Source organism: Tractidigestivibacter sp., assembly GCF_050946515.1.
Classification (GTDB): domain Bacteria; phylum Actinomycetota; class Coriobacteriia; order Coriobacteriales; family Atopobiaceae; genus Tractidigestivibacter.
In genome coordinates this window covers 44,814-56,245 of the sequence record NZ_JBMNUX010000016.1, presented here as the reverse complement: position 1 = coordinate 56,245, position 11,432 = coordinate 44,814, and the positions used below count along the sequence as shown (strand labels likewise).

Genomic DNA, 11,432 nt, shown 5'->3' with positions numbered 1-11,432 from the left:
GCGCACCGCCGCGCAGGGCGCGTCGCAAGTGCGCGAGGAAGAACTATACGCCCCTCGGCGCCCCGAGGGGGCGGGGAAGCGCGCCTCCACGGGACCTCCACAAACGGGGGGCGCGGGAGGGAAGGGGGCCCGGCCGGGCTGTCCCCGGCCGGGCCCCCGCACGGTCCCATCTTTTCTATGCGCCAGCTCGAACTATTCCGCACGACGCCTCGAGAAGCCTATCGCGCTCCCCCTCGTCGGGCGCCTCGGAGTAAACCCTCACAACCGAGTCCGCTCGTGACGGCCTCATGAGAACCCAGGAACCGTCTGAGAACGTGAGCCTCAAACCATCGGCATGGCTCACTTCTACAGGCTCCCTGCCAGCAACGCTCGCAGGGTTCAATCCCGGAAGAATGTTCCTGAACGCCTGGGTTGCCGCCGAATCTAGGCGTATATCTCTCCTCGTATAGCGCATGTGGCCGATTTTGTCCCCCATAGCGGTCACAAGCTCGCGTACGCCCTCCCCCTTCTGGGCGACAAGTTCCACCACGAGGAGTGCTACCAAGAGTCCGTCTCTCTCATGAAGATGCCCGGGGAACGACATGCCCCCGTACTCCTCGACGCCCATGACTACGTCGCCATCGAGCATCTCTCGATAAATCCGGGAGAACCCAACAGGAACGGTTGTGTACCCGCAATCAAGCCTCTCGGCCTGCCTCTGGATCCTTGCAGAGCAGGTGAGCGTTGTGACCACTCGCCCCTGCATGCCGCGATCTTCGACGACGTGCCCAAGAACAAGCGGAGAGAGCTCGTGTGGAAGCAGTATGTTGCCCTGCGCGTCGACAATTGCGGCTCTGTCACCATCGCAGTCAAGAAGAATGCCAAGATCTGAAGCCGTATCTAGTACCTCTTGTTCGCAATCATCCGCCCAAGGGTCTGCGGGCTCTGGATGAATGCCCCCGAAATCCTCCTTCTGATCCGCGTGAATCTCGGTGACAGAGCACCCGAGCGCCTCAAGAGCTTGCGAAAGGATCCCCGTCCCCGCGCCGTACATGGGGTCAACAACAACGGAAAGCCGCGCGTCCCTTATGGTCTTCACGTCAACGAGACTTACTAGGTTCTCGATGTAAGGCGAGACAAAATTCTCGACAGCAATCTCCCCGCGCTCGAAGCATGGCTCGGAGGATATCTCCTGCTCAACGGCGTCGAGGAAAATCCGGGACACCGGACCTCCGTCGGCCCCGCGAACAATGATTCCGCCATATTCGCACGAAAGCTCGCTTGCCGTAACCATAACAACGCCGATGGCGTTTTCACGTTTTGAGCAGGTCCACGCGGCAACGGGCGTAGGGCAAGGTCGGTCTGAAAGAATCGCGGTAAGCCCCTTTGAGGCCATGACCTCCGCAGCCGTACGCGCAAACTTTGCGGAGTTGTGCCGCGTGTCATAGCCAACAAACACAACTCCAGACGGACGCTCATGCTCCCACAAAGTCCCAAGCGCCGCTGCCACGCGAGAAACGTTTTCCTCGGAGAAGCCGGCATCGAAACGGGAGTGCCAGCCATCGCTGCCAAAGCGGATTATCTCGGCACGATTAGCCAAGGAGTGCGGCACCCCTCTCGCCAAGCTCCTCGCGGAATGCAACGGCAAGCTCAGGGTCGGAAAGCGCCATGCGCGCATTCGTTGCCGCCCAAGCCACGGGGGTACCGGTGTCGCATCCCTCATCGGGGTCAACAACCAGCGCGTACATATCCTCCTCAGCAAGCAGGCGCTCCATCGAGTCGGTCAGCTGGATCTCATTGCCGGCACCCGGGGTCTGCGTTGCGAGAAGATCCATAACTCGGTGGGAAAGAAGGTAGCGACCAACGATGAAAAGGTGCGACGGGGCGTCCTCAGGCTTGGGCTTTTCGACGAGACCGGAAATCTTCCAGACCGCGCCCTCGTTTTCACCGGTCGCATCAGTGCCAGGAAGCGACCCCACGCATTCTCCAGCGATGATGCCGTAGCGGCTTACCTGGTCGGCAGGCACGGGCGCGACCGCAATTACCGAAGCGCCATTGTGCTCGCGGGAAACCTGCTCCATTCGAACGCACATCTGACGATCCGGCACGAAGTAGTCACCAAGCAGCACAAAGAACGGCTCGTCCCCCACTGCCTCGGCGGCGCAATGCACGGCATGGCCAAGTCCGCGTGGCTCGTCTTGGTACACAAATGAGACGGGCAGCGATGCAGCCGCATGAACCTCGTCAGCCGCAGAGTCCTTGCCACGGCTGCGAAGCATGTTCTCGAAGTTCTCGTCAACGGAGAAATAGCGCTCGATCTCTGGCTTGTCATGCGAGTTCACAATAACGACCCCATCGACGCCCTCGGGCTCCAGCGCCTCCTCAACGACGTACTGAAGGATAGGCTTGTTCAGAACGGGGAGAAGCTCCTTGGGCATACACCTAGTGGCGGGAAGAAATCGTGTTCCAAGTCCTGCAGCAGGGATGATTGCCTTCATTTTCCTCTTGTTCCCTTCGTTCAGGCCCCGTAGGGCTAACCCATTTTTCCAACAATACGCTCTAATTGCGTAGAGGTACGAACAAATAATACGCTCAGAGATCCCAGAGGCACTTATTCAGGAATCTCAATGCCTTGATTGCTGAGATACCTGATCAGGCGATTAAGCGTGTCCTCGGAAAGGACGTGCTCCATAAGGCATGCCTCGGCATCGGCGCGCTCGTCCTCAACCCCAAGCGTCGTCTCGAGAAAAGCCCTAAGCGCACGGTGCGAACGCCAGACCGTACGCGCATAGGCACGACCACTCTCCGTAAGCGTCACTCGCCCATAGCGACTCTGGTTGACCATCCCCTCTTCCTTCAGAAGGGAAATGGCCTTGTTGACGCTCGCCTTCGACACATTAAGCTGCTCAGCAACGTCAACGGACCTGACCCCCTCGCCGTCGCCCTGAGCAAGAGAGAGGCGATATATGGATTCGAGGTAATCCTCACCTGCGCGCGTAAGCGCATGCCCCTCCGGCATCACTGAGCTCGTTGAAGAAGCCATACTTATATCCCCCTGTACAAAACTGCCACGCAGCATCAGCCGCTCGTCACAAGCGGCAACTAACCGCTGCTTCATTATTCCCAATGGTCTTACATCGAGAACAGTCTATTCGTTAGAAGAGCCTGACCCATCCGCAGGCGAGGAGACACTTGTCCCTCCCCCAGATTGGGAGCCAGATCCCGAGGAGCTCGGCGCAGTCGTCTGTGTCTGGGATACGGGCACGGAGACATTCTGCTGGCTTGAGCTGGGCGGCGTGCCAGCTTGGTCCGAGCTAGACGTTCCGGTAGCGTCCGTGGTAGTCGAGCTGCCGCTGGATGATGCCGACGTATCGTCAGACGTGCTCTCGGTCGTGCTTGTTTGGCTATCCGTCGAGCTTTCGTCTGTCGAAGACGTAGTGCTCTCGTCGGTATAGCCATAGGTATCGACGTTGAAGGTAGAGGGATCTCCGCCCTCGTCAATCACTTTCATCATTTCAGAAAGGGCGTCCCAATCGGCGACAACGTAGGCAACCCCATCAACCGTTTGGGGGCTAGAGGGCACATAGGCAGTGTAGATATCGTTCTCCGTGTCCATGCCCTCCATCTCGGAGGCAAGGGAGACGATCTCGGACACCGAGAGGTCGGTCGTGATAACGTCGGCCGTCGCATCGACCAAGCTCACAATAGTCGCGGGGTCATCAGTCGCAAGTATCTGGTTGAGCATGGCCTTGATAAATGTGCGCTGATGCCGCATGCGCGTGTAGTCCCCGTCCTCAAAATGACGGCAGCGGCAATAGAAGAGAGCCTGGGCCCCGTTCAGCGTTTGAACGCCAGGCTGCAGCTCGGTGACATCGTCAAAGTTCTCGTCATCGTACATGTAGGTGTCAACGTCAACGGTGACGCCGCCCAGGGCGTCAGTGAGCGTTGCCAAGCCATCGAAAGAAATCTCTGCGTAGTGAGAAATTTCTACTCCGCACTTCTCGCTCACGATTTGGACCATGCCGGCGGCACCATCATAGGTATGCACGCCGTTAATCTTCATCGTGGTACCTTTCCATTCCACCATTGTGTCTCGGGGAATGGATAGAAGCGTCACGCGCTTGTTGGGAGGGTCGATGCGGGCGAGGATGATGGTGTCGGCTCGATAATTGGTTTCTCCGGGGCGACCATCGGTGCCGAGGAGCAGCACGTAATAGGGGTCGCTCGGCTCCGTAGTATCGGCGAGGCTATTTTCGAGGTCCTCTGTGATTACCTGAGAGTTGTTCATTCGCGTCTGAACGTTGTTGACCCAATAGGCAAATGCAGCCCCGCCCCCAACGAGCACGAGCGCCAAGACGATGATGACGGTCCGGATAATTGCAGAGCGACGGCTCCGTCGGCGGCGCTTTTTGCTGTAGAGGCCTGCGCTTGAGCGGCTGAACTCGTCCGCTGACGACTCGTCCTCGGCAGGTTCCTCCTCAGGCAAATCAGATTGCCTCATGTGCTTGCTCATTGGGACTCCGTTCACCAGACGCGGACTTAATCCGCGAGCGCGGCCTCCTCATCGGGCACGATATCGCGCTCAGCGTGAGCCCCCAGGGAGACGAGCTTTTCGACAAAGTTCTCGTAGCCGCGATCAATGTGATGAATGGCCGAAACGGTAGTGATTCCGTCGGCAACAAGACCAGCCATCACAAGGGCCGCACCGCCCCTGAGGTCAGGCGACTTTACCTGCGCGCTCGAGAAGGACGGAACGCCATGGACAATTGCATGGTGCCCTTCAATCGAGATGTCTGCTCCCATGCGCTGGAGTTCGCTGGCGAACATAAAGCGGTTCTCAAAGATGTTCTCCGTTATGACGCACGAACCCTTTGCAAGGGCGAGAAGGCACATGGTTTGCGCCTGCATGTCTGTTGGAAAGCCCGGGAAGGGCAGCGTCTGAATGTCGGTCGGAATAATGGGGCCCTCGCGCCACACTGTGCATTCGTGATTTCCGCGCTCTACCGAAAGGCCCATCTTCTCGAACTTCTTGAGGACAAGACCGAGATGAATCGGCTCAAAACCATGCACGGTAACGGGGTTGCCCACAAGACCGCCGATGGCGAGGAACGTGCCGGCCTCGATACGGTCACCGACAACGGAATAGGTAACTGGATGAAGGCTCTCTTTTACGCCCTCAATTTCAATGACAGGGGATCCGGCTCCGCGAATTTTTGCGCCCATCTCGTTGAGCATGTTCGCCAGGTCAACAATCTCTGGCTCGCGAGCGGCGTTATCGATAATCGTAGTCCCCTTGGCATACACAGAGGCCATCATGAGGTTCTCGGTGGCGCCTACGCTTGCAAAGGCAAGCGTTACCGTATCGCCAATAATGCCATGCGGTGTACTTGCGTGAATATTGCCGTGATTGATTTCAAACTCAACACCTAGGGCCTCAAGACCTTGGATATGCATATCGATCTTACGGGCTCCGATATCGCAGCCACCGGGCATGGCCACAACGGCCTTGCCAAAGCGCGAGATGAGAGGGCCCATCACGGCAGTAGAGGCGCGCATCTGGACAACAAGCTCGTAGGGAGTCTCCCACTTATCGACATTTGAAGTATCGATCCTAAGCGTATGCTTGTCGACTACCTCAACCGTAGCGCCAAGGCGCTTGAGCACCTTGCCCATGACGTGGACGTCGGAGATATTGGGGACGTTTTTCAGCGTGGTTACCCCAGGCGCCATGATTGTGGCTGCCATAAGTTTGAGCGCAGAGTTCTTTGCACCCTCAACCGTTACTTCGCCTGTGATAGGGTGCCCACCTTCGACCTTTATGACGTCCATGTTCCTCCGCTAGGCCAAGGCGGGCTTGAACCCGCCTTTAGCTTTGATTAACCTGCTTCAAAAGCAGATTACACCACTTGACCTTGTCCTCCCAATACTTGCGGCGGCCATCCTTCTCGGAAAGCTCATTGAGCTTGTCGAGGGCCTTGTCGCGAGTCTCGCGCACGACATCAGGCTCGATATCATCGACCCTGCGCGCGTGGTCAGCCAAGATAATAACGCCACTTGGGTTAATCTCAGCATATCCACCCGAAATCACAACACCCGCGACACCTCCGCCATCTTCTTCGCGAAGATTCAGACGGACAACGCCGTCGCCAAGAGAGCAGATCTCGGATGCGTGACCAGGGTAAACGCCCAGCTCACCGGTATGGGTTACAAGAACGAGGCTCGCGACAGGCCCCTCATAAAGGAGCCTGTCCGGGCGTACGAACTGACAGTTAAGCTCTGCCATGCGTTTCTTCCTAGCTCTCGAACTTCTCGTCCGTGTCCTTCTTCATCTGGGCAGCGCGACGGCGAACGTCGTCGATGCCAGCAGCAAAGCGGAACGCCTGCTCGGGCAGGTCATCGCACTTACCGTCGATAATCTCGCCAAACGAGCGAACCGTCTCCTCGACGGTGCAGTAAACACCGGGGTTGCCCGTGAACTTCTGGGCAACGTGGAAGTTTTGGGACAAGAACTGCTGAATCTTACGCGCACGAGAGACCGTGAGCTGCTGCTCCTCGGAAAGCTCGTCCATACCAAGAATGGCAATGATGTCCTGAAGGTCGGAGTATTCCTGCAGGATCTCCTGCACGGCCACGGCCACGCGGTAGTGCTCCTCGCCAACGACCTCGGGGTCAAGGGCGGAGCTGGAGCTCGCCAGAGGGTCCACGGCCGGGTAGATTCCCAGCTCGGTGATGGAACGGGACAGTACCGTCATTGCGTCCAGGTGCGTGAACGTAGTCGCAGGAGCAGGGTCGGTAAGGTCGTCGGCGGGGACGTAGACGGCCTGCACCGAGGTGATGGAGCCCTCCTTGGTGGAGGTAATGCGCTCCTGCAGCTCGCCCATCTCAGTAGCCAGCGTAGGCTGGTAACCAACGGCAGATGGCATACGACCAAGCAATGCGGAAACCTCGGAGCCGGCCTGGGAGAAGCGGAAGATGTTGTCGATGAACAGCAGGACGTCCTGACCCTGATCGCGGAAGTACTCCGCGGTCGTCAGGCCCGCAAGGGCGACACGCATACGTGCTCCAGGCGGCTCGTTCATCTGGCCGTAGACCAAGCAGGTCTTGTTGATGACGCCAGACTCGGTCATCTCAAGATAGAGGTCGGTTCCCTCACGGGTACGCTCGCCAACGCCCGTGAACACCGAGGTACCGCCATGTTCCTGAGCCAAGTTGTTGATGAGCTCCTGAATCAGAACGGTCTTGCCGACGCCTGCTCCGCCAAACAGACCAGTCTTGCCACCACGAACATAGGGCTCGAGAAGATCGATGGCCTTGATGCCCGTCTCGAAGATCTCGGTCTTAGTGGTGAGCTCGTCGAACGCCGGAGCGGGATGGTGGATTGGGTAGTAGAGCACGTCGTCAGGAATGGGCTTGCCGTCTACGGGCTGACCCATAACGTTCCACACGCGACCAAGCGTGGAGGGACCGACGGGCATCATCATGGGCTTGCCCGTGTCCTTGACGCGCAAACCGCGCTGCAGACCGTCAGTAGAAGACATGGCCACGGTACGGACAACGTCGCCCGGAAGCTGAGCCTCAACCTCAAGTACCGTATTCACGTGCCCGATGGGAGTGTCATCGTCGACAATCAATGCCGTATAGATGCCTGGCACCTGATCATCAAACTTGACGTCGACGACAGGACCGACAATACGGGTGATATGACCGATGCCGACGCTCTTGTTGAGCTTGTTGAACGCTGCCTCCTCGAGGGCGGAGCGATTCTCTTCGGTGGTTTCTGCCATTAGTTCTCCTCCAATGCGGATGCACCGCCGATAATCTCGGTCAGCTCGGTGGTGATGGCGCCCTGGCGCTCTCGGTTGTAGGTGCGGCTGAGAGACGACAGAACCTCCTTCGCGTTGTCAGTGGCCGACTGCATTGCGCGACGCCTGGCGCCATGCTCTGCAGCGGCTGAATCCAGCAGCGCGTGGAAGATGACCGTCCTGATGTAGGCCGGGATCAGATAACCAAGGACCTCCTGCGCAGAGGGCTCAAACGTATAGTCGGGGTAAAGCGTGTGTCCGACTGCCGACAGAGCCTCTGGGGTGCGAGGCTGGTTAGGCATCATAAGGTCTTGCGTGAGCGGAAGGAGCTGCTCGGCGACCATCGTTTGATCAACACGGTTCTTCGCATGCCAGTAAAGAATCTCAACGCGATCAAAGCGGTGCTGGGAGTAGCCATCCATCACGTAAGATGCGATGCGCTCAGCCTCATCCTGCGTGGGCTCAGAGGAAATGCCCACAAACGACATCGCCGGACGGTGCTTGCGATAGCTGAAGTACTCCGTAGGCTTTCGTCCGCAGGTAATAACCTCGGACGCAATGCCCTTCTTCTCGAGCTCAGCAGCTTGGCGCTCAACCTCGCGCTCAGGCGTCAGATTGAAGCCGCCGGCAAGACCGCGGTCAGAGGCGATGAGAATGAACAGGACGTTCTTCTCGGTCAAATGCTTTTGAAGCAGCGGCTGGCTGTCATCAAAGCCGGCGGAAGCAACGTTTGCGAGCATGTGCGTGATTGCATCCTTGTATGGCGTTGCCTCTTCGGCTCTACGTAGCGCCCTGCGAATCCTCGCCGTGGAGATCATCTCCATGGTTCGAGTTATCTGCATGGTGCTCTTGATGGAGCTCATGCGCCGCTGTATCTCACGAAGATTGGCCATCTATTACTTCTCCTGGCCCTTGTTCGTCGTTTCGGCGTCATCGCTCGTGACATTCTCGGAGGCCTTGGTCACGTCGGTGGCCTTAGCCTTGTTAGGATGCTCAAGGAGGAACTGCTCCTTGAAGTGAGCGATATGCGTGCGCAGGCGAGTTGACTGATCGTCGTCAATCTTGCCGTTCAGCACAGACGCTCGAAGCTGCGGATGGTTATTCGACATGTACTTCGACAGACCATCGCGGAACAGAGCCACGTGGTCGATGTCGACGTCGTCGAGGAAGCCCTCCTTGCCCGCGAAGATTGCGATGATCTCGTCGGGAGCCGCGATGGCGGAGTAACGACCCTGCTTCAGAAGCTCCATCATGTGCGCGCCGTGATTCAGCTGATACTGAGTCGTGGCGTCAAGGTCAGAGCCAAACTGAGCAAACGCCTGCTTGTCGCGGTAGCTTGCCAAGTCAAGGCGCAGCGTGCCAGCGACCTGCTTCATGGCCTTGTACTGCGCGTCGCCGCCAACGCGGGAAACAGAGATGCCCACGTCGACTGCAGGGCGCTGACCCTGGAAGAAGAGGCTAGTCTGCAGGTAAATCTGACCGTCGGTGATGGAAATGACGTTCGTCGGAATGTAGGCGGAAACGTCGCCTTCCTGCGTCTCGATGATGGGGAGAGCCGTCAACGAACCGGCGCCGTTCTCGTCGGAAAGCTTGCAGGCACGCTCGAGAAGGCGAGAGTGCAGGTAGAAGATGTCGCCAGGATAGGCTTCGCGTCCAGGCGGACGGTGAAGCGTAAGCGACATCTGACGATAGGCAACTGCCTGCTTGGACAGGTCGTCGTAAACGACAAGCACGTGACCGCCGGGGTGATCCTTGTCGGCAGGGTTGCCGTTTGCGTCGTTGTACATGAAGTACTCGCCAATTGCCGCGCCAGCCATAGGAGCGATGTACTGCATAGGAGCAGAATCGGCAGCCGTAGCAGCAACGATGACGGTCTTGTCCAAGACGCCGTGGCGTGCAAGCGACTCCTTGATGGCTGCAACCGTGGAGGCCTTCTGTCCAATGGCCACGTAGATGCAGATCATGTCGGTATCGCGCTGGTTGATGATGGTGTCGATTGCAATGGCCGTCTTGCCGGTCTTGCGGTCGCCAATGATGAGCTCACGCTGGCCACGGCCAATTGGCACCATTGCATCAATGGCGAGAAGACCGGTAAGAACCGGCTCGCAAACAGGCTGGCGCTCCATAATGCCAGGGGCCTTGAACTCGATGGGCCGGCGATGCGTGGTATTGATGGGACCAAGGCCGTCAATGGGCTGTCCCAAGGGGTTCACCACACGACCGAGCATGGCATGACCGGTGGGGATATCCATAACGTGACCGGTGGTACGGCATTCGTCACCCTCGCTGATGGAGTCGACGTCGCCAAACAGAACTGCGCCGACGCGGTCCTCCTCAAGGTTCTGGGCAAGACCGTAGACGCTTCTGCCCGTAGCAGAGCTCGTAAACTGAAGCAGCTCGCCGGACATAGCGGACTTCAGGCCGGAAACATACGCAATGCCGTCGCCGACCTGCGTGACTACGGACGCCTCCTGCTGGTCAACCGTTGCGTTGATTGCAGCGAGCTCCTTGCGCAGCGTTTTCATAATGCGCTCAGAGCTAATAGGGGTGCCGTCAATCTGAGGCGTAGTGCTATCTGCCATTAGTCATCACCTCCGATGAAACTAGCCGAGAGGGTCTTACGAATGTTGGCAAGTTGCGCGCGAACCGAAGCGTCGTAGCGACGGCCTCGGGCTTCAATCACAATGCCACCAATAATCTTGGGATCGATGCGTTCGACAAGGTAGATGGGCGCATCAAGCTGCTCGGTCATAGCGGTGCGGACTTCGTTTCGAAGTTCATCGTCCATGGGAACGGCGGTTGTAACCGTTACCGAGATGGTGGTGTCTTCGGAGTCGAGGATGGCCTTGTAACGACGTGCGACGTCGTTGATAAGGTCGGTGTCCTCCTCCGCCTGCATGGTTGCAAGCGTCTCGAGAACCTCCGGAGAGAACTTCTTGGCATGCTGCCACTGAACGAGGTCGGCATTGGCCCTGCCCTCGCTTCGAGCCGCCTCGATGAGCGCACGGGCGTAGGCCTCAACCTTGTCCTCGTGGTCCATCTTACTTGTCATCTGTAGAGCTCACTTCCGCGAGGTACTTCTCGGCAAGCTTGCGCTGCTGCTCAACGGTAAGGTCATTGCCGATGATCTTGCTGGCAATCTCAACCGAGAGGTCAACGACAGAGCTGGAGAGCTCGATCATTGCCTTCTTGCGCTCGGAGTCGACAGCCCCATGTGCCTTGGTGATGATGTCAGAAGCCTCAGACTGGGCCTTTGCAAGAATCTGCGAGCGCTCCTCCTCGGCCTCCTTCTTTGCCTTAGAGATAATCTCCTCGGCCTGGCGGTTGGCGTCGACAATCTTCTGCTCGTAGGCAGACTCTTCCTCAGCAGCCTTCATCTTGGACTTCTCGGCAGAGTCGAGATCATCCTGGATCTTCTGCTGACGCTTCTCCATCATTCCGAGCACCTGAGGCCACGCGAACTTGGCCATGATGAACCAGATGACGAGGAACGCGATAAGCGCGGGGATGAACTCCGCAGGCTTTGGAATCAGGAGGTCAGCGCCACTCGGAGAGTCGGCGAGGGCAACAGCGGGCGTTGCGAACGCGCCGACGATGGCGAGCCCCGCAACCGCTGCGCTATGTGTGCGCCCTTTAGTGTTCCTGTTCATA

General features: G+C 58.1%; 10 protein-coding genes, 1 tRNA gene and 1 pseudogene. All 12 read right to left on the bottom strand.

Annotated elements, in window-relative coordinates:
• Positions 1-175 precede the first annotated feature (175 nt).
• The 12 genes and pseudogenes from ACOYJL_RS09255 to atpF all read right to left on the bottom strand — a co-directional run bounded on the left by ACOYJL_RS09255 (position 176) and on the right by atpF (position 11,431).
• A complete protein-coding gene (locus ACOYJL_RS09255) occupies positions 176-1,657 on the bottom strand; it encodes a phosphoglucomutase (RefSeq protein WP_433569944.1) in 1,482 nt (493 codons plus the stop codon).
• A complete protein-coding gene (locus ACOYJL_RS09250) occupies positions 1,572-2,477 on the bottom strand; it encodes a UTP--glucose-1-phosphate uridylyltransferase (RefSeq protein WP_433569942.1) in 906 nt (301 codons plus the stop codon). The genes ACOYJL_RS09255 and ACOYJL_RS09250 overlap by 86 nt, the downstream gene beginning before the upstream one ends.
• A 113-nt stretch (positions 2,478-2,590) precedes the next feature.
• Positions 2,591-3,022, bottom strand: a complete 432-nt coding sequence (locus ACOYJL_RS09245; protein WP_433569941.1) for a metal-dependent transcriptional regulator — start codon at positions 3,020-3,022, stop codon at positions 2,591-2,593.
• 105 nt (positions 3,023-3,127) lie between these two features.
• A complete protein-coding gene (locus tag ACOYJL_RS09240) occupies positions 3,128-4,492 on the bottom strand; it encodes an LCP family protein (protein ID WP_433569940.1) in 1,365 nt (454 codons plus the stop codon).
• Between the two features lie 26 nt (positions 4,493-4,518).
• The gene (gene murA / locus ACOYJL_RS09235) at positions 4,519-5,808 is read right to left on the bottom strand and encodes a UDP-N-acetylglucosamine 1-carboxyvinyltransferase (RefSeq protein WP_433569939.1); all 1,290 of its coding nucleotides are present in this window, start codon (positions 5,806-5,808) and stop codon (positions 4,519-4,521) included.
• A gap of 11 nt (positions 5,809-5,819) precedes the next feature.
• Positions 5,820-5,897: transfer RNA gene (locus ACOYJL_RS09230), tRNA-OTHER, on the bottom strand.
• A pseudogene (gene atpC / locus ACOYJL_RS09225) lies at positions 5,861-6,262 on the bottom strand (ATP synthase F1 subunit epsilon); the annotation flags it as partial. The gene ACOYJL_RS09230 and the pseudogene atpC, both read right to left, overlap by 37 nt.
• Positions 6,263-6,272: 10 nt before the next feature.
• Positions 6,273-7,763 carry a F0F1 ATP synthase subunit beta gene (gene atpD, locus ACOYJL_RS09220; RefSeq protein WP_433569938.1) on the bottom strand — a complete coding sequence of 497 codons (1,491 nt, stop codon included), beginning with the start codon at positions 7,761-7,763 and terminating at the stop codon, positions 6,273-6,275.
• Positions 7,763-8,674 carry an ATP synthase F1 subunit gamma gene (gene atpG, locus ACOYJL_RS09215; RefSeq protein ID WP_433569937.1) on the bottom strand — a complete coding sequence of 304 codons (912 nt, stop codon included), beginning with the start codon at positions 8,672-8,674 and terminating at the stop codon, positions 7,763-7,765. Before atpG ends, atpD begins: the two co-directional genes overlap by 1 nt.
• 3 nt (positions 8,675-8,677) lie before the next feature.
• A complete protein-coding gene (gene atpA / locus ACOYJL_RS09210) occupies positions 8,678-10,363 on the bottom strand; it encodes a F0F1 ATP synthase subunit alpha (RefSeq protein WP_433569936.1) in 1,686 nt (561 codons plus the stop codon).
• Positions 10,363-10,833 carry a F0F1 ATP synthase subunit delta gene (locus ACOYJL_RS09205; RefSeq protein WP_433569935.1) on the bottom strand — a complete coding sequence of 157 codons (471 nt, stop codon included), beginning with the start codon at positions 10,831-10,833 and terminating at the stop codon, positions 10,363-10,365. Before ACOYJL_RS09205 ends, atpA begins: the two co-directional genes overlap by 1 nt.
• Entirely contained in the window at positions 10,823-11,431 is a 609-nt protein-coding gene (gene atpF / locus ACOYJL_RS09200) for a F0F1 ATP synthase subunit B (protein ID WP_433569934.1), read from the bottom strand. The genes ACOYJL_RS09205 and atpF overlap by 11 nt, the downstream gene beginning before the upstream one ends.
• Position 11,432 lies beyond the last annotated feature (1 nt).